The following is an 18,257-nucleotide window of genomic DNA, read 5'->3' on the forward strand; positions in this document are numbered from 1 at the left end:
AATTGCGAAAGCAGTTGGGGTTTTGTTTTGCCCGGAATAAAAGCACGATTCGGACCTGCACAAATTTGCACAGTTATTTTCGACTCATGACACTAGAATAGATCCAACTTTTTCGGAGTCATAGCCTTTATGCCAGATCCGGTTGACGCCTCCGGGCTGTCAGAATTACCGCTGGACGACTTGGTGGCGTGTCATGAGTGCGACTTGCTGATGCGCAAGCCCGAGCTCGCCCATGGCGAGAAAGCCCTGTGTCCGCGCTGCGGCTACGAGCTCTACGCCCATCGGCACAATGTTGTGCAACGCAGTCTCGCCTTGGTTCTCGCCGCACTGTTGTTGTACATCCCTGCGAACTTTTTACCCATCATGCAGCTCAATCTACTCGGGCAGTCGTCACAAGACACTGTCTGGACCGGCGTTGTCGGTCTGTTCGATACCGGGATGCAAGGTGTATCGGTCATCGTGTTTCTGTGCAGCATGGGAATTCCGCTACTCAAGCTGCTCTGCCAACTGGCCGTGCTGCTGAGTATTCGTTTTGATGTCGGCCGTAGTTACGGTTTGCTGCTCTATCGGATTTATCACCATTTACGAGACTGGGGGATGCTCGAGGTTTACCTCATGGGCGTTCTGGTGGCGATCGTCAAACTGGCAGATATGGCAGCAATCACTGTTGGTCTTGGCCTGGCGTGCTTTATCGGTTTGTTGTTGGTTCAGGTTTGGCTGGAAGTTGTGATGTCGCCTCATCAGATCTGGCAGGCTTTATCAGGAGAGGATGCCCATGCGGGCGATTGATGCAGGCATTCTGATTTGTACCGAATGCCATGAGTTGAACAAGCAGGACGCTGACACCGACGAGCAGGTCTGCACACGTTGTGGTGCGCTGGTTCACGCGCGTCGCCCGAACAGTGTGATGCGCACATGGGCGCTGCTGGTGACGGCCGCGGTGCTCTACATCCCAGCCAACGTGCTTCCGATCATGACGGTCAGCTCTCTGGGTCAGGGCGATCCGAGCACCATCATGTCCGGTGTGATCCAGCTGGTTCAGCACGGCATGATTCCCATCGCCGCCGTGGTTTTCATCGCCAGTATTCTGGTACCGACGTTCAAACTGGTGGGCATCGCCTTGCTGCTGTTTTCCGTGCAGCGCCGCCAGCCACTTTCTGCACGCCAACGCATCTGGATGTACCGCTTTATCGAGTTCATCGGCCGCTGGTCGATGCTCGATATTTTTGTGATCGCTATCCTGGTGGCCGTCGTGAATTTTGGACGGCTTGCCAGTGTCGAAGCCAATCTTGGCGCCATCGCTTTCGCCAGTGTGGTGATTTTGACGATGCTTGCCGCAGTAACTTTCGATCCCCGACTGATTTGGGATAACACGGAGTCGGACGACGACCATGACTGATTTGCCTACAGCGAAAACCCGACCGGCCTCGAACTGGTCCGCCATTTGGGTGTTGCCCCTGATCGCTCTGATCATTGGCGGTTGGCTCGGCTGGCGTGCCTACAGCGAAACCGGCATCGAGATTCAGGTGCGTTTCGAAAGTGGTGAAGGCATTCAGGCCAACAAGACTGAAGTCGTTTACAAAGGCATGTCGGTCGGCAAGGTGAAAACCCTCACGCTCGACGATGAAGGCTCCTCAAAAGGGGTGATTGCCACCGTCGAGATGAACAAGGACGTGGAGCCATACCTGCGCACCAGTACACGCTTCTGGCTCGTCAAGCCGAGCGTGACCCTGGCCGGTATCACAGGGCTGGAAACCCTGGTCTCCGGTAACTATGTGGCGATCAGTCCGGGCGAAGGGGAACCTACGCGCAAGTTCAAGGCGCTGGCCGAAGAGCCGCCGCTGTCTGACGCCCAACCCGGTCTGCACCTGACCATCAAGGCTGATCGCCTTGGCTCGCTGAACCGTGGCAGCCCGGTGTTCTACAAGCAGATCAGGGTCGGCCAGATCAAAAGCTACCTGTTGTCCGAAGACCAAAGTACCGTTGAGCTCAAGGTGTTCATCGAACCCACCTACGCCAAGCTGGTGCGCAAACACACGCGTTTCTGGAATGCCAGCGGCATCAGCATCGACGCTAACCTGTCCGGTGTGAAAGTGCGCAGCGAATCCCTGGCGAGCATCGTCGCCGGCGGTATCGCCTTCGCCACGCCGGAGAACCGCAAGGACAGCCCGCCCACCGATCCGAGCCTGCCATTTCGTCTCTACGAAGATTTCGATGCCGCCGCAGCCGGTATCCGGGTCAAGGTCAAACTCAGTGACTTCGAAGGCATGCAGGCTGGCCGGACGCCAGTGATGTACAAAGGCATTCAGGTCGGCACGCTCAAAGCGCTCAAGATCGATCCTGATCTGTCCAGTGCCACCGCGGAATTGACCCTTGATCCGCTGGCTGAGGATTACCTCGTTGATGGCACCCAGTTCTGGGTGGTCAAACCCTCGATCTCCCTCGCGGGCATTACCGGTCTCGAAGCGCTGGTCAAAGGTAACTACATTGCCGTGCGCCCAGGGGACAAGGGGGCAGCTCCGCAGCGCGAATTCGTGGCGAGGCCGAAAGCGCCGCCGCTCGACTTGCGTGCACCGGGCCTGCACCTGGTGCTGTTCACCGAGAACCTCGGCTCACTGGAAGTCGGCAGCCCGATTCTCTACAAGCAGGTCAAGGTCGGTTCGGTCCAGAGCTATCAGTTCTCGCGCACCAAGAAACAGTTGGTGATTGGCGTGCACATCGAGAAGGAATACGAAGGGCTGGTTAACGCCTCAACGCGTTTCTGGAACGCCAGCGGTATTACGCTCACGGGTGGATTGACCGGAGGAATCCAGGTCAAAAGTGAGTCGCTGCAAAGCCTGATGGCCGGCGGTATCGCCTTCGAAACACCGCAAGCCAAAGCGCCATTGCAAAAACGCATTCCACGTTTCCGTCTGTTCGCCAGCCATGACGAAGCCAACCAGAAAGGCACCGTGGTTACGATCAAGGTCGATCGTGCCGATGGTTTGCGCAGCGGCACTCCTGTGAGATTCAAAGGCCTGGATGTGGGCAAGATTGAAGACGTCGACCTCAGTGATGATTTGCAATCGGTGCTGCTGACCGCGCGGATCACCGAAGTGCCGGAGCGCATTGCCCGCGTCGGCAGTCAGTTCTGGGTGGTCAAACCCGAGCTGGGTCTGATCAAGACCTCGAACCTGGAAACCCTGGTGACTGGCCAGTACATCGAAGTGCAGCCTGCAGCGAAGAACCTTGGCCCACAGAAAAACTTCGTCGCCCTGGCGAATGCACCGGAAACCGCCAAACAGGAACCCGGTTTAAGCCTGGTCCTGAGCGCCGCTCGCCGTGGCTCGTTGAAAACCGGTGTGCCGGTGACCTATCGCGAGGTCACGGTGGGCAAGGTGACGGGTTATGAACTCGGCCAGACCGCTGACCGTGTTCTGGTGCACATTCTGATCGAACCGAAATACGCACCGTTGGTGCGCAGCGGCACACGTTTCTGGAACACCAGCGGTTTTGGTTTCGACTACGGTTTGTTCAAGGGGGCGACGGTGCGCACCGAGTCGCTGGAGACGCTGATTCAGGGTGGTATCGCATTCGCCACCCCGGACGGTGATCGCATGGGCAGCCCGGCACGGCCTGAGCAGACGTTCCCGTTGTTCGACAAGTTTGAAGATGAATGGCTGACCTGGGCGCCGAAGATTTCCCTCGGCAAATAGCAAGTACCTGAGTGGGCGTTTGTGAGGACGCTTTCACGGGCTTGCCCGCGATGCGGCCCTAAAGTTCACTAAAAATTCCACGCAATAAAAAGGCCGCGATCCATTTGGATCGCGGCCTTTTTATTGACTTCAATTAACCCAAATCAGACCGCATCCAGCTCCGGCTCGTCTGCTTCAACGTTAACGGCAGCCTTCACCTCATCGTGACGACGAATGTACTTCCAGTCCGCCTCATCAATGTAGATGCCGTTCGGCCCGCTCCCGCCTTCCAGGTCAATCGCAACACTGGCACAGACCTGAGGTTTCACGCTCGCCAGAATCGGCACGAAGCCCAGTTGCAGACTGGTTTCCAGCAGCGCTGCCTGGTTCCTCTCGTCGATGTCCGCTGCCTCGTCGAGGTAGTACGGCAGGCGCACGCGGCCGGCCTGGTCGCGGTCCATCAAGTGCAGCAACAAGTACATGTTGGTCAACGCCTTGATGGTCATCGTGGTGCCGTTGGACGCGGCGCCATCGATGTCGGTATGAATCACCGGCTGACCGTTGACCTTGGTGATCTCGAACGCCAGTTCGAACAAGTCCTTGAGACCGAGCTGGTTGTGGTTCGCGGCCACCAGGCGCGCCAGGTATTCCTTGGCTTCTTCGTTCTTGTTGTCCTGATCGGCGCTCTGGCTCAAGTCGAACACGGAGAGGGTTTCGCCTTCTTCGTACTGGCCGGCGCTGTGGATGATTTGGTCGATGTGCTTCAACGCTTCCTTGTTCGGCGCGAGGACGATACGGAAGCTCTGCAGGTTGGAGACCTGACGCTTGTTGATCTCGCGGTTGAACAGCGCCAGTTGATGCTCGAGGCTGTCGTAGTCGCTGCGGATATTGCGCAGGGTCCGGGCGATGTCGGTGACCGCCGCGCGACGTGCCTTGCCGAGGGTCAGGGCTTCGTCCGTGCGATGCGCATAGGCGTTGATCAGCAGTTGCAGGCGACGCTCCATATCGTCTTCGCTGTCGAACTTGGCCACGCCCTTGAGGCGCACCTGAGCGTATAGCGCGTCGATCTGGCCATCGCTGCGCAGCAAACCCTGCCAGCTGTCCTGATAGTCGTTGAGCAGCGGCAGCAGGTTGTCCATGGAATCGTCGATCGGGTCCATGAACGGCGTGCCGAACGGCAGGTCTGCCGGCAGCAGTTGGCGGCGGCGCAGGGCGTCGTCGAGGGTGCGCTGCTTGGCTTCCATGTCGCCGATCTGTCGGCCGACCAGTTGCAGCTTGGCCGACAGTTGCTGGACGCGTTCGGTGAAGGCGTCGCTGGAACGCTTCAACTCGTCCTGTGCCGCTTCCATCTGTGCCAGTTGCTCAAGCTTGTCGCCTTCTTCGGCGCTCAGGGTTTGCGCGCGACGGAAATCTTCCAGGGCTTTTTGCGCGTCCAGCACTTGCTGGTACAGCGCTTCAGTCTGGGTCTTGCTCGCGGCGCGGTCGGCGGCCACGGTTTGCTGGGTTTTCAGTTGCTTGAGTTCTTTGTCCAGACGCTCTTTCTGATCGCGCAATGCTGCACGGTCAGCCAGCGCCTGCAACGCCGGAGGTTCGATGTGCGAGAGGTCGATGGACAGGCCCGGCACTTCGAAGCGTTCGCCTTTGAAACCGTCGAGGATCAGCTCCATGGATTTGACCCACTGACCGTCTTCGTCCAGCGCGATACCGTGCTCGCCCAGCGGCAGGCTGAACAATGCGCTGTTGAACAGGCGCATCAGGCGCTCGACATCCTGTTGCGAGAACTCTTCGCGCAGGCGGGCGTAGCTGTTGTTGTCGGCATGATCGAGTTGCTGCTTGACCGACTTCAGGCGTTTTTCCAGATCCCGCAGACGTTCTTCCAGGTCTTCGGCAGAGAATTGCCGCGACTGCGCCAATGCGCCGGCCAGTTCATCGTGAGCGTCCTTGGCCGCGAGCAACTGCTGTTCCAGCACTTTCACGTCATCGACCAGCGCGAAGCGATTCTTCAGCGCCGAGAGTTCGCCGAGCCAACGCTGGATACCGGTGATTTCCCGCTCCAGGCGCATCAGCTCCTGAGTGCCGCCACGCTGATCGTTTTGCAGTGCGTCCTGCTCGTTACGGTAATGCTCGGCCTGAATCGTCAGCTCTTCCTTGCGTGCACTGGCGTAGTCCGACCAGGTGCCGAGCAACGAATCGAGCAGCGGCGAGATCCGGTGCAGTTTGCCGCGCAGGATATTGCGCTGGGTCACGCCTGCCGCGAGGGCTTCAACCAATGGACCAGCAGTGACCAGGGAGTTGTAGTCCTGCTCCATGCGTCGTACATCGCGGAACGCTTCTTCGCACGCGGCGATGTAATCGACGCTGCCGGAACGCAGGCTGTGTTCGAAGGCATCGAGGAACAGCTGCTTGAGCTTGGCAGCGGTGATTTCGCGCATGTGCAGCAGGTTGATGAACAGAGCGCGGAAGGTCTTCAGGCTCTGTTCGCTGGTGGAGCGCAGCGGGATCAGGGTCAAATCCAGCGGGATCGACGTGTGGCCGCCGACCAGCAAGCGACGCAGTTCATCCGGCTTGAGTTCGTAGGCCTTCAGGCCCTCGCGTTCAAGGTTGGTAAACAGCTCTTTCTGACGCAGGCAGGTGTCGTTTTTCTGGTAATGCGCCAGATCCAGTTTGCCGGCGTAGGCAAAGAACTGATGGCCGAAACCACCGCCCGGGCCGCGACCGACCACACCGATCACGTGCGGACCGTGGGGCAGCGAGACTTCAACGAGGATGTAACTGGTGTCCGAGGCGAAGTAGAAGCGCCGGGATTGTTCCAGGCTGTACTTGCCGAAACTCATGTCCGACATGCGCGCCAGAATCGGGAATTGCAGCGCGTTGATCGAGGCGGATTTACCGAGGTTGTTCGCGCCGTAGACCGACAGCGGTTCTTCCAGCGGGAACAGACCGAGGCTGTAACCGGCGGTGTTCAAAAGGGCAAAGCGGCGGATGCCGTAGCGTTCCTTGCTCATGCGTCGGTCTCCTGTTCTTCGGCAATGGCACGGGCCATGGCGTCTTCTTCGCTTTCTTCAGCGAAATCGCTGAGGTCCAGCGGATCATCGGTCTGCAACAGTTTTTCGTCGCTGTCGTCGTCGATCAGCACCGGAACCGGCAGCGGCAATACGCTGTGCAGGCTGGCGGCCAGGTCACGGTCCTGCTGGACCGACAGGCAAACATCGAGGAAACGGTGCATCGGCGGCAGGAAACGGTAAACGCCGTTTTCTTCGCCGGCGAAACCGAGCTGCGTCATGCGGCGCATGATTTTTTCTTCGAGTTCTTCGACAGTCTGCACTTCAGCCTGAATGAACAGGTCGCGGTACTTTTCCAGCAACGACGGCAGTTCGTCGCGACCGAGGCTGCCACCGTCGAGCACGGCAATCGGGTCACGGCCCTGATCGGCCAGATGCTCGACGAGGATGAAGGTGAACAGCGCCAGACGTTGTGCAGTCTTGTTCACCGCAGCGGCGGCGAGGTCCGGCACGAAGTAGTAGAAACCCCTTGTATCGCAGACCAGTTCAAAACCCAACGCCTTGAACAGCGTGCGGTACTGATCCTGGAAGTTCGACAGTTGTGCGTACAGCTCCGGATCGCGGCGGCTGACGTGGTAGCCCTTGAACAGCTCGCGAAAGATCGGCGCCAGCTGGGACAGTTCGGATAGATCAAGATGCATGTGGGATGCTCGCAGAATCCTCGGCGGCGGTATCGCGGGCCGAGAGCAGGGCGAAGGAGCGCAGGCTGACCTGGTGCTCGTGAGTGTGGTAATCGCGGCGTTCCAGACGCTCGCGTTTGAAACGTTTTTCCCGTGACAGGCGAGAGAACCAATAAAGCAGTTCGTCGGTGGCGCCGTCCGGCTCCTGCTCCAGCAACCAGGTCATCAGGTCCGGCATCGGCAGGGCATCTTCGCAGCGTTCGAGCATTTCCCGAACGGTGCGTGGCGCACGCGGTGCTTCGCCTTTCTGGGTCTTGTGGGCCTTGGGGAAGCGTGCCGGCTTTGGCTCGAAACGGGCCAATGCGTAAACGTAGGCTTCGACCTGACTGGCGCTGCCGAGGAAGGTGCTTTGCGGCCGGGTGAACATCGGCATTGCCGCTTGTGGTACCGCATCAATGCCTTTGCGACGAATGGCCGACAAGGCCAGCGCCGCGCCCCGGGTCACGGCGTTGTGCCGACGGGCTTCTTCACGCAGCGGCAGCAGCAGTTCGCGGGCATGACGCAGGGTCAATTGGGCGCTGGTTTGCATTTCGAGGATGCGCGCGTGGGTGCGCAGCAGCATGTCGTCATCGACCAGATGGCCGAGGCGCTGCTGCTCGGTGAGCATCTTCAGCAGGACATTTTCGACCTTGCGCACGCCTTGCTCGAAGGCGCCATCGGCATTCACCAACTGAATCATCGGTTCGACGTATTCGTCCCAGGTCGCCAGTACTTCAGCGTAACGCTGACGCAGGGGAATCTGCCGGTCGCTGGTCTTGGCGCGCTCGGCCACGGCCACCAGGGCCTGTTCGTCGTTGGCGAGTTTCTTCAATACATCCCGTACGCGCATGTCGAGCAGGCGCAACTGACGCGCCAGGTCGTGGCCGTCGCGGATGTCGAAAGCGTCCTGGATGTAACCGGCCAGGCGTTCGAGGTGGCGCAAATAGGCTTCGATTTCCAGGCACAGGCCCAGACGGTGCTCTCGGCGCAGGTAAGCGAGGAAGTCGTGGATTTGCGCGTTGAGCTCGAAACGGTTCGGGCTTTTCGCCACGGGAACCAGAATGTCGAGGCGGATCCACACGTCCAGCAGACTGGTGATGTCCTGCGGCGTACTGTCGAGTTGCTGGGCGGCCAATTGCGTGCGCAGTTCGTTGAGGCTCAGTGTGCCTTGGTCGAAGTGCTCGCACAGTGGCTCCAGAAGTGCCCAGTGTTCAGCGAGGGCGCGCAAGACGCGCTTGGGTTCGATCATCGGAATGGCCGGCTGGTTGGCGATTAAAAGCCGCGATTGTACTGCATCGCAGGCGATGCGATTCACTCTCGGGACAGACTGTAGGTTTTCTATCGATCAAGCGTGGGCGATCTTGAGTGAAGGGCGGTAGAATCAGCGCACTTTCAGTTATCCACAAGTGGCCGACCTTTGCTAATCGAGTCCCGTCGTCGCGCTTATTTGACCGCCATGCAGGTGGTCAACTGGCTGCCGCGCACCGAATTGCCCTTTGCCGCGCCTTCGCGGCCAGAGCTACTGGAGATGCCCGAGCCATTGGTCGTCGCACCGGTGGCGCTGGCGCCAGTGGTCGATGCGCCCGCGGAACCGGTGGTCAAACCGGCCGAACGGGTAAAAATAGAGGTGCCGCGGCCATCATTGGCCAGCACGCGTGACAACGCCAAGGTTGAAGAAGAGGAGGCACCGGTCGCGGTCAAGGCGCCCGTCGTGCCACCGCCGCGATTCGCCCTGCAATTATTGCGCGCCGGTCGCTGCCTGCTGCTGGTGGAGTTACCCACAGGCGAAACCTTCCAGACCCGCGACCCCGCGTATCTGCTGCTCAAGGACATGCTGCGCGCCGCCGGTCTGCCGGACAGCCCGCAGATCGTCGGCGAACCGGTGCGCTGGCCGCTGCTGGCCCGAGGTACGATGGATCAAGGCCCGGAAGCCGCTCGTGATTTTGTGCAAGGTTTTCTCTCGGCCCGCCTGGAAGACGCACCCTGCGTCTGTGTGTGGCTGATCGGCCTGCCGGCGGTACGTTTCGCCGCAGAGGCAAATGCCGAATCCTTCAACCGTGAACTCCAGGTCGACGGCCTGGGTACGGTCTGGGCCCTGCCGGGTCTGGAATTATTAATGGAAGAGCCACAGCGTAAGGCTGATGTCTGGCAAGCCATGCGTCGGCTGATGGCGCGCTGGAAAGAATCGAATGAGTGACGCTGTATCGTTTCGCCCGATGACCGAGGCGGACCTGGACGCTGTGCTGAAAATCGAATACGCGGCGTACAGCCATCCGTGGACCCGCGGGATTTTTCTCGATGGGCTGGGCAAGTACCAGATCTGGCTGATGTTTGAAGGTTCGCAACAGGTCGGGCACGGCGTGGTGCAGATTATTCTGGATGAAGCGCATTTGCTGAACATCACCGTCAAACCGGAAAATCAGGGGCGCGGGTTGGGTTTAACGCTGCTGGAGCACTTGATGTCGATTGCCTATAAGGCTGAGGCGCGGGAGTGTTTTCTGGAAGTGCGCGACAGCAATCGGCCGGCGTTTCGGCTGTATGAGCGGTATGGGTTTAACGAGATTGGCCGGCGTCGGGATTATTATCCGGCGGTGGGTGGGCGCGAAGACGCGGTGGTCATGGCCTGCACCCTGGTTGACTGACGCATAACCATTGTGGCGAGGGAGCTTGCTCCCGCTGGGCCGCGAAGCGGGCCTGATCGTGAGCAGGTCATAATCTATGCGACTGCTTCGCAACCGAAAGGGAGCAAGCTCCCTCGCCACAGAGTCAAAGAATTACAGACTCACCGATTCCCATCCATCGGATCCCGCCGCGCCAATTCCTCTTCATCCAGACCATTGCCCCCGCCGATGTCGTCTTCATCGACAACGCTCAAATCCCAATCGGCCTGATCACCTTCCCCCGCCTCATGCGCATCCCGAGCACCGTCTTCACGGATCAGTGTTTCCGGGCTCATGTCATCATCGGTGGATTCATGGTCAGCGGTTGAGGCGCCGGTCATGCCCGCTTCAAGCACGCGCTCGCGCGGCATGAGTTGCTCGCGCTCGTTTTCCGGCAGTTCATCGCCGATTTTGGCACTAGGTTCTTCCTCATCGAAATCCAGCTCATGCATCGAGCCCATGCGGTCTTCGTTGTCGTCGATGGGCTCGGGTTGCACCGCATCGAACGGACGTCGTGAATCAGTCATGGCAATTCCTCATACTGTGGGCCTTACTACGGTGGACCCACTGGGTTCCTCAGAATTCAACCGCCATGGCGTTCAGGTAATATGCATCAGCGGCAATCTGCATCTCGCGCGTGACCCCGACGGACGGTTGTCTGTCAAAGCTGCGCATCATTATCGAGGCTTCATTGCATGAACGAATTACAAGATCTGATTGATAACAACGAGCGCTGGGCTGACGCGATCACTAAAGAAGATCCTGACTTCTTCGCCAAACTGGCCCGTCAGCAAACACCGGAGTTCCTCTGGATCGGCTGCTCCGACGCCCGCGTGCCGGCGAACGAGATTGTCGGCATGCTGCCCGGCGACCTGTTCGTCCACCGCAACGTAGCCAACGTGGTGCTGCACACCGACCTCAATTGCCTGTCGGTAATTCAGTACGCGGTTGACGTGCTCAAGGTCAAACACATCCTTGTTACCGGCCATTATGGCTGCGGGGGTGTGCGCGCCTCGATGCAGGATCGCCAATTTGGCTTGATCGACGGCTGGCTGCGTTCTATTCGCGATCTTTATTACGAAAAGCGTGAAGAACTCTCCAAACTGCCTAGCGAGGAGGAGCAAGTTGATCGCCTCTGCGAACTCAACGTGATCCAGCAAGTGGCCAACGTCGGGCACACCAGCATTGTTCAAAATGCCTGGCACCGCGGGCAGAAACTGTCGATTCACGGCTGCATCTATGGCATCAAGGACGGTCGGTGGAAGAGCCTGAACGCAACCATCAGTGGTTTCGAGCAGTTGCCGCCACAGTACCGCCTGCGTCCGTTCGAGCCGCTGTAAATAACATCAGCAAAGGCTTCACCGACGCCAATGCTGGAAGAACGACTGGCCATCGACATTCGGTGTTTCGTCGTAGCCAGTGATCCAGCCTCGGCAGCAAGGACAGGCGCAGCGGCAGGCGAATTGCCGCTGCAGCTTGTCTTCGGTCATGGCTAAATCAATCGTCAGCCGATCGCCTTTCCTGATGTCTTTCAGCGCCCATAACCATAGCTCGCTCATGTCGAGAAAGGTGTTGGGGTCGCAGGCGTGGCTGAGCAATCCACAGAACCGTGGGTCGTACACGTGGATGCCCGGCGCCATTTGCCGGGTATGTCGACAGCGATACGGCAATAGATGTCCGGAAACCCGGCAGATTCGACTCAGGCGTGGAAACTCCCGCAGAGCGCAGACGGCTTTTGCCTTTGCCTGAGGGCTATAGACGATCTGAAAATCTTCCAGGGAGGGGAATCCAAGGCTCAACGGCAGCTCAATAAACGGGTAGATGCCTTTGGACGGCGGTGGGGGTAGTGCTTGTTCAGCGTGGGCTTTCATAACAATCCTTGTCGGCGGGGCGCTGCGACTTCCGTCAGCTGACATCCTGTCAGCCCTGCAGCGAATGGGGATGTCCCAAGACTCTCGCAAAAGAAACAACCGGTCTACTGTCATAACTGACAGAGGAAAAACGCGCGTTCCCACGTGAGCCAAGGCTCACGCAGGAACGTGGTTCAGCTTTTTACAAATGTGGAGCAGGTACCGCAGTCGCAGGCGCCGGGACCTTGAGCTGTTTGAGCTGAGTCTTGATCGGCGCCGTCGAGCATTTGGCCGTGGCTTGTCCTGGCGTCAGGTTGCGGATCGAGGTGTAGAACAGCTCGCAGGTTTTATCGGCCTGGGCCACCTGCCAGGTCTGGGTGCAACTTCTCAGTTCAATGTCTGGATTGCTGTCCGGGTCTCGGCCCATGGCGGCCTGCCAGCACGCGGCACTCAAGTCCTGGCCCATGACTTTCAGGCCCGCCGCGTCGGCCTGGGCCTGGGCATCCTTACCGGAATAGCTGTCCGGGTCGGCGGCGTACCAGATGTAGCTCGGGTGGTTGGAACCCAGCACCGGCACTTTTACCCCGTCCTTCGGACTGATGGTTGCCAGGCCCAGCACGTTTACGGTCGGCCCATATTGCTGCTTGATCCAGTTGCGTACCGGCGCACCGAACGCGACCATCGGCAGCGTGGTACCGCTGGCGTTCTGGCTGACTTCCTTGACCATGGTGGTCTGGTAGTCCTTGAAGTAGTCGTAGACGCCTTCCAGATCCTTGCCGGCGTTGGAGGGCGCGGCAATCGGGGCGATGTCGATGATGGTCTGGAATGCCGGCGTCTGATCGGCAGCGATCCCGTTGACCGTCAGCAACGTGGCCCACCGATCAGTGGTGGCCGACTTCAGGTAATCCTGCGCCTGGGTCAGAGAGTAATCCGGCGGGAAGTGCAGCAACTCGACGCTTCTGCGGTTCTCCAGCGCCATGCCCAGCGGCAGGAACAAATACCAGCTGTAAGCCCATTTGCCGTCGGCATTCAGCTTGCTGGCGCCGGTGTAGGCCAGGTCGCCTGCATCGAGCAGCGCCGCCAACGGCTTTTCATAGCCCCGGGGCACCCCGGTGATGGCGGCATAGAGTTGATCGTTATCGGTTTTGACCTGCACCTTCGCATCACTGTAACCATCGCGCTGCACGCTTTGCGTCAGGTAATGCTCGACGGTTTGCTCCAGCGTCCAGTTGCGAAAGCAGATCACGTTGCAGTTGTTGGGGTAAGCAAACAGCCGGGTGACGCGCTCGGTGCTGCCCAGCTTCAGATCGGCGTCCGCGTGGGCGGCGGCACTCAGGGTGAGGGCGGCGAGAGTGAGTCCTGCGAGTTTGAACATGCTCAGATCCTTTTCAGCGTGTGGGCCTCTGAAGCGGAGGCGGGTACAGTGGGATGTGACAGGTCAGGTTACCAGTGGCGCAGTGTTTACCTCTCTCAAGCACTGCTGGACTGGCGCAATACTGCACTGGGTAAAGGTGAAAAATGAAGCCCTCCACCGCTCTTGATCTGCAACGAGCAGCCGTTCGCGAGGTTGTAGGCCGCTTTCGTACAGCCAATCCTCGCGTGTTTGGTTCGGCACTGCTCGGAACGGATAAAGAGGGGGAGTGACCTTGATTTGCTGGTAGATGCACTGCCAGGCGCCACGCTTTTTGATCTTGGCGGTCTTCAGGTCGAACTCGAGGATTTGTTGGGGGTGAGTGTAGATCTGCTGACGCCCGGCGATCCTCCAGTGAAGTTTCGCCAGCAAGTGCTTGAGCAGGCTCGTCCATGCGCAATCGCATTGCTCACGGCTACTAGTGGTGTGGAATAAAGTCCAAGCCGCTTTGCTTGAACTTCTGAAGGTGTTACCCACCGATCAAGGCTGATTGCACCTGCCTCACAACAGGTGCAATCAACTCCGTTTACGGCATCACCGGCGCCGTATACGTCAGCGTCGTCCCCAACGCCCACAGCAGAAACAGCACCAGCGGCGTGTGCACCAGCAGTTGCACGAACGAAAACCCGATCAAGTCCCGCGCCTTCAACCCCAGCACGCCCAGCAATGGCAGCATGTAGAACGGGTTGATCAGGTTCGGCAGGGCTTCGGCGGCGTTGTAGATCTGCACGGCCCAGCCCAGGTGGTAGTTGAGGTCGGTGGCCACTTGCATCACGTACGGCGCTTCGATGATCCACTTGCCGCCGCCCGACGGAATGAAGAATCCGAGGATCGCCGAGTACACGCCCATCAGCAGCGCGTAAGTGTCGTGGGAGGCAATTTGTACGAAAAAGGTCGAGATGTGGTGAGCCAGGGTTTGCGCGTCAGTGCCTTTGACCGTGGTCATCAGCGCGGCGATCGAGCCGTACAACGGGAACTGGATCAGTACGCCGGTGGTGGTCGGAACCGCGCGGGACACCGCATCGAGGAAACTGCGCGGGCGCCAGTGCAGCAGGGCGCCGAGCATGATGAACAGGAAGTTGTAGGTGTTCAGCCCGGAAATCGCGCTGATCGCCGGTTTGGTCGAGAACTCGTGGAACAGCCACCCGGCTGCCAGCAACACCAGCAGAATCGTCAGCAACGGGCTGTGTTCCAGCCATTCGCCGGGACGAGTGCGCGGTTGCAGTGGCGGCAGGTTGAAGCTTGGATCGATGCCGCAGGCTTTGGCATCACGGGCCGAGTTCGGGCCGGGTGCGGTGGCGTAGGCAATGATCAGCGAAATCACGATCAGCGCCAGCAACATCACGCCGGACTGCCAGAGAAAGATCGTCTGTGTGAAAGGAATCACCCCGGTGATCGACAGAATCGACGGCGGCAGGCTGGCCGGGTTGGCCTGCAATTGCGCAGCGGACGACGACAGGCCCAAGGCCCACACGGCGCCAAGGCCCAAATACGCTGCGGCGCCGGCCGCGCGGTAATCCATTTTCAGATCGACACGGCGGGCGAGGGCGCGCACCAGCAAGCCGCCGAACACCAGCGACAAACCCCAGTTCAGCAGCGACGCGACCATGGAAATCAGCGCCACCCACGCCACGGCGGAACGACCGTTCTTCGGGATTCGCGCCAGACGGTCGATCAGCTTCACGGCAGGGGGCGAGCTGGCGACCACATAGCCGCCGATCACCACGAACGCCATTTGCATGGTGAACGGGATCAGGCTCCAGAACCCGTCACCGAACGCCATGGCCGCGTCGGTGGGCTTGGCGCCCATGAACAGGGTGGCGACGGCGACGATAATCACCGCCAGCGCGGCGAACACCCAGGAATCGGGAAACCAGCGTTCGGCAAAACTTGAACAGCGCAGGGCAAAGCGGGCAGAGCGGGTATCTTCGATATCAGCAGCCACGGGAGTACCTCTATTTTTATGTTTGTTGTGGTCTTCCAGGCCGCAGAGGCCCGTCTGGACAGGTGCCAACAGTAAATCAAACGGTCATGTTTGTGACGAAGTTTTACCTGGCTGAGACTTTGGTCTAACGGGTTGTCCACTGGCGCGTTTGCGTAGACCATGGGCGCCTTGGTTTTTTGCCTACACCAGAGTTTTTTTGATGACAGCCCATAACGATTCGCGCCCGGCACCGTTCAGCCGCTCGGACTACAAGACCCTCGGCCTCGCGGCCCTCGGTGGTGCGCTGGAAATCTACGATTTCATCATTTTCGTGTTTTTCGCCCTGACCCTCAGCCAGCTGTTCTTTCCGCCGGAAATGCCCGAATGGCTGCGCCTGCTGCAAAGTTTCGGGATTTTCGTGACCGGTTATCTGGCGCGGCCGTTGGGCGGGATCCTGATGGCGCATTTCGCTGACCGGCTGGGGCGCAAGAAAGTCTTCAGCCTGAGCATTCTGATGATGGCGCTGCCGTGCCTGCTGATCGGCATCATGCCGACCTACGCCCAGATCGGCTATTTCGCGCCGCTGCTGCTGCTGGCCCTGCGCATTCTGCAAGGCGCGGCGGTGGGCGGTGAAGTGCCGAGTGCCTGGGTCTTCGTCGCCGAGCACGCACCGGTCGCGCACCGTGGTTATGCACTCGGTTTCCTGCAGGCGGGACTGACCTTTGGTTACTTGATCGGCGCGCTGACGGCGACCTTTCTGGCACAGGCGTTCACCCCGGCGGAAATCCTCGATTGCGCATGGCGTTACCCGTTCCTGCTGGGTGGCGTATTTGGCGTGATAGGCGTCTGGCTTCGCCGCTGGCTCAGCGAAACCCCGGTGTTCATGGCGATGCAGGCCAAGCGTGATGCCGCCGTCGAACTGCCATTGCGCACGGTTCTGCGTGAGCATCGCCTGGCCATTTTACCGGCGATGATTCTTACCTGCGTGCTGACCTCGGCGGTGGTGGTGTTCGTGGTCATCACCCCGACCATGATGCAGAAAACCTTCGGCATGACCGCCAGCCACACCTTCGCCCTGAGTGCGCTGGGCATCGTGTTCCTTAACGTCGGCTGTGTGCTCGCCGGGTTGCTGGTCGACCGCATCGGCGCCTGGCGCACCGTGATGCTATACAGCCTGTTGCTGCCACTGGGCATTGGCGTGCTCTATACCAGCCTGATCATTGGCAGCAACTGGATCGGTCTGGCGTACGCGATTGCCGGCCTCGGTTGCGGCGTGGTCGGTGCGGTGCCGTCGGTCATGGTCAGCCTGTTTCCGGCGCGGATTCGCGTTTCAGGGATTTCCTTCACGTACAACATTGCCTACGCCGCGTGGGCGAGTATCACACCGCTGTTGCTGATTGGCCTGATGCCTTGGAGCCCTTGGATCTGCGTGATTTTCTGCGCCGTGATGGGTGCGGTGGGCGTGAGCAGCGCGTTGTATTTCGGTGCGCGCATGTCCAGAACAGGCAGTTGCCCGGCGGCGGGCGCCATCTGATTGAAAATGGTGCGGCGGATATGACAACTATTTTTGTAGGACAAGCCTGAAACACTCTTCAGAAAATATTCCCAAGGCCGATGGCTAGGCTGCATGCCGCTTTCTATCTCTGCCCATCGGTGCTTTCCCATGTTCAACAAACGCTTGAAGCAAGAGTTGTCGGCTCTTCGCGAAGAACTCTCCAGCCTTCAGCAAGTGAAGGAAAGTCTGGAAAGCGAGATGCTGGTCCTGACCCTTGATCCCGATGGGCGAATTCAATCGGTGAATCAGAACTTTCTCAGCGAGATGCTCTACAAGAGCCATGACCTGATCGATCGTCCGATCGAAGACATTGTGCCTCCCCACGTGAAGTCCGATGAATTCCACCACCGTTTCAAGGCTGCGCTGACCCGTGGCGAGCATTTCGCCGGTGCGGTGCGCCTGCTGCGTGGCGATGGCCAGGAGGCCTGGTTGCGCTCGATCCTGCAGCCGGTGCGTTCCTCGGACGGGCGGATCAAGCATTTCTCGATTTTTTCCAGTGACCTGACCCGCACCATCGAGGCCTCCCGTGAGCACGAAAACCTGATCGGTGCGTTGGTGCGCTCGACGGCGGTGATCGAATTCGACCTCGCGGGCAATGTGCTCACAGCCAATGAACGGTTCCTCAACGGCATGGGTTACAGCCTGGCGCAGATCAAGGGCAAACATCACCGTACCTTCTGTGATGCGCAGGAATACAACAGCGCCGAGTATCAGGACTTCTGGCGACGCCTGAATGCCGGCGAATATGTCGCCGGCCGCTTCAAGCGCGTGGATAGCCACGGGCGTACGGTCTGGCTGGAGGCGTCCTACAACCCGGTGATCGACGCCAACAACAAGCTCTACAAAGTGGTGAAGTTCGCCACGGTGATTACCGATCAGGTCAATCAGGAACTGGCCGTCGCTGAAGCGGCAAACATTGCCTACGGCACCTCGCAGCATACCGATCAAAGCGCCCAGCGCGGCACCGCCGTGGTGACGCAAGCGGTGAACGTGATGCGCGACCTGGCCAAGCACATGCAAACCGCCGGCGAAGGCATCGAGGCCTTGAACGAGCAATCGCTGGTGATCGGCACCATCGTCAAAACCATCAGTGGCATTGCCGAGCAGACCAATCTGCTGGCGCTCAACGCGGCCATTGAAGCCGCCCGGGCTGGTGAACAGGGCCGCGGTTTTGCCGTGGTGGCGGACGAGGTCCGGCAACTGGCTTCGCGCACCAGCCAGGCCACCGATGAAATTGTCCTGGTGGTCCGTCAGAACCAGGACATGGCGCGTAACGCCGTGTCCCTGATGACCGACGGCAAACTCCAGGCCGAACAAGGCCTGGCGCTGGCGGCAGAGGCGGGGACGGTCATTGTCGAGATTCAGGACGGCGCGCAGAAGGTGGTGAATGCGGTCGGACAGTTCGCCAATCAGCTGTCGAGTTGATGGTTAGCCTTTAAAAGATCGCAGCCTGCGGCTGCTC

14 protein-coding genes and 3 pseudogenes are annotated in these 18,257 nt (G+C 59.5%); 10 read left to right on the plus strand and 7 right to left on the minus strand.

Features of this window, described 5'->3' with window-relative positions; translation table 11 throughout:
- The first annotated feature begins 129 nt into the window (after positions 1–129).
- From ACM6I5_RS15020 to ACM6I5_RS15030, 3 genes are read left to right on the plus strand one after another with little or no spacing between them, the layout of a single operon-like run.
- Positions 130–789: a paraquat-inducible protein A gene (locus ACM6I5_RS15020; RefSeq protein ID WP_017340785.1), complete on the plus strand. Its 660-nt coding sequence runs from the start codon at positions 130–132 to the stop codon at positions 787–789.
- Positions 776–1,399 carry a paraquat-inducible protein A gene (locus ACM6I5_RS15025; protein ID WP_017340784.1) on the plus strand — a complete coding sequence of 208 codons (624 nt, stop codon included), beginning with the start codon at positions 776–778 and terminating at the stop codon, positions 1,397–1,399. The genes ACM6I5_RS15020 and ACM6I5_RS15025 overlap by 14 nt, the downstream gene beginning before the upstream one ends.
- Entirely contained in the window at positions 1,392–3,695 is a 2,304-nt protein-coding gene (locus ACM6I5_RS15030) for an intermembrane transport protein PqiB (protein ID WP_414884158.1), read from the plus strand. Before ACM6I5_RS15025 ends, ACM6I5_RS15030 begins: the two co-directional genes overlap by 8 nt.
- A gap of 143 nt (positions 3,696–3,838) precedes the next feature.
- On the opposite strand, the gene mksF is transcribed toward ACM6I5_RS15030, so the two are convergent.
- The 3 genes from mksF to mksB are packed head-to-tail and all read right to left on the minus strand — an operon-like array spanning position 3,839 to position 8,644.
- Positions 3,839–6,679 (minus strand): Mks condensin complex protein MksF, encoded by a 2,841-nt coding sequence (gene mksF / locus ACM6I5_RS15035; RefSeq protein WP_414884159.1) that lies wholly within the window; start codon positions 6,677–6,679, stop codon positions 3,839–3,841.
- Positions 6,676–7,377 (minus strand): Mks condensin complex protein MksE, encoded by a 702-nt coding sequence (mksE, locus tag ACM6I5_RS15040; protein WP_017340781.1) that lies wholly within the window; start codon positions 7,375–7,377, stop codon positions 6,676–6,678. Before mksE ends, mksF begins: the two co-directional genes overlap by 4 nt.
- Positions 7,367–8,644: an Mks condensin complex protein MksB gene (mksB, locus tag ACM6I5_RS15045; RefSeq protein WP_178118345.1), complete on the minus strand. Its 1,278-nt coding sequence runs from the start codon at positions 8,642–8,644 to the stop codon at positions 7,367–7,369. Before mksB ends, mksE begins: the two co-directional genes overlap by 11 nt.
- A gap of 207 nt (positions 8,645–8,851) precedes the next feature.
- Between mksB and ACM6I5_RS15050 the strand changes: the two genes are divergently transcribed.
- Both ACM6I5_RS15050 and rimI read left to right on the plus strand, forming a co-directional pair.
- Positions 8,852–9,592: a hypothetical protein gene (locus ACM6I5_RS15050; RefSeq protein WP_031319121.1), complete on the plus strand. Its 741-nt coding sequence runs from the start codon at positions 8,852–8,854 to the stop codon at positions 9,590–9,592.
- Positions 9,585–10,037, plus strand: a complete 453-nt coding sequence (gene rimI / locus ACM6I5_RS15055; RefSeq protein ID WP_414884160.1) for a ribosomal protein S18-alanine N-acetyltransferase — start codon at positions 9,585–9,587, stop codon at positions 10,035–10,037. Before ACM6I5_RS15050 ends, rimI begins: the two co-directional genes overlap by 8 nt.
- Before the next feature lie 140 nt (positions 10,038–10,177).
- On the opposite strand, the gene ACM6I5_RS15060 is transcribed toward rimI, so the two are convergent.
- On the minus strand, positions 10,178–10,582 hold the full coding sequence (locus tag ACM6I5_RS15060) for a serine kinase/phosphatase (protein ID WP_414884161.1): 405 nt from the start codon (positions 10,580–10,582) through the stop codon (positions 10,178–10,180).
- 168 nt (positions 10,583–10,750) lie between these two features.
- Here ACM6I5_RS15060 and can point away from each other — a divergent pair, with 168 nt between their 5' ends.
- Positions 10,751–11,395, plus strand: a complete 645-nt coding sequence (can, locus tag ACM6I5_RS15065; protein WP_414884162.1) for a carbonate dehydratase — start codon at positions 10,751–10,753, stop codon at positions 11,393–11,395.
- An 18-nt stretch (positions 11,396–11,413) separates the two neighbouring features.
- Here the strand turns inward: can and ACM6I5_RS15070 are convergent, their stop codons facing one another.
- Together ACM6I5_RS15070 and ACM6I5_RS15075 are read right to left on the minus strand one after the other, a co-directional pair.
- Positions 11,414–11,926: a lysine methyltransferase gene (locus ACM6I5_RS15070; RefSeq protein WP_414880516.1), complete on the minus strand. Its 513-nt coding sequence runs from the start codon at positions 11,924–11,926 to the stop codon at positions 11,414–11,416.
- A gap of 181 nt (positions 11,927–12,107) precedes the next feature.
- Positions 12,108–13,280, minus strand: a complete 1,173-nt coding sequence (locus ACM6I5_RS15075) for a hypothetical protein (RefSeq protein WP_017340773.1) — start codon at positions 13,278–13,280, stop codon at positions 12,108–12,110.
- Positions 13,281–13,423: 143 nt separating this feature from the next.
- Here ACM6I5_RS15075 and ACM6I5_RS15080 point away from each other — a divergent pair.
- Positions 13,424–13,751 (plus strand): annotated as a pseudogene (locus tag ACM6I5_RS15080) (nucleotidyltransferase family protein).
- A gap of 91 nt (positions 13,752–13,842) precedes the next feature.
- Here ACM6I5_RS15080 and ACM6I5_RS15085 read toward each other — a convergent pair.
- A complete protein-coding gene (locus ACM6I5_RS15085; protein ID WP_008037184.1) occupies positions 13,843–15,261 on the minus strand; it encodes a short-chain fatty acid transporter in 1,419 nt (472 codons plus the stop codon).
- A gap of 199 nt (positions 15,262–15,460) precedes the next feature.
- On the opposite strand from ACM6I5_RS15085, the gene ACM6I5_RS15090 reads away from it, so the two are divergent.
- The 3 genes and pseudogenes from ACM6I5_RS15090 to ACM6I5_RS15100 form a co-directional block, all read left to right on the plus strand.
- Positions 15,461–16,774, plus strand: a complete 1,314-nt coding sequence (locus tag ACM6I5_RS15090; protein ID WP_414884163.1) for an MFS transporter — start codon at positions 15,461–15,463, stop codon at positions 16,772–16,774.
- 219 nt (positions 16,775–16,993) lie between these two features.
- Positions 16,994–17,626 (plus strand): annotated as a pseudogene (locus ACM6I5_RS15095) (PAS domain-containing protein); the annotation flags it as partial.
- A 159-nt stretch (positions 17,627–17,785) separates the two neighbouring features.
- Positions 17,786–18,220: pseudogene (locus ACM6I5_RS15100) on the plus strand (methyl-accepting chemotaxis protein); the annotation flags it as partial.
- Between the last annotated feature and the right edge of the window lie 37 nt (positions 18,221–18,257).

It is taken from the genome of Pseudomonas sp. IT-P171, assembly GCF_949767765.1.
Classification (GTDB): domain Bacteria; phylum Pseudomonadota; class Gammaproteobacteria; order Pseudomonadales; family Pseudomonadaceae; genus Aquipseudomonas; species Aquipseudomonas fluorescens_B.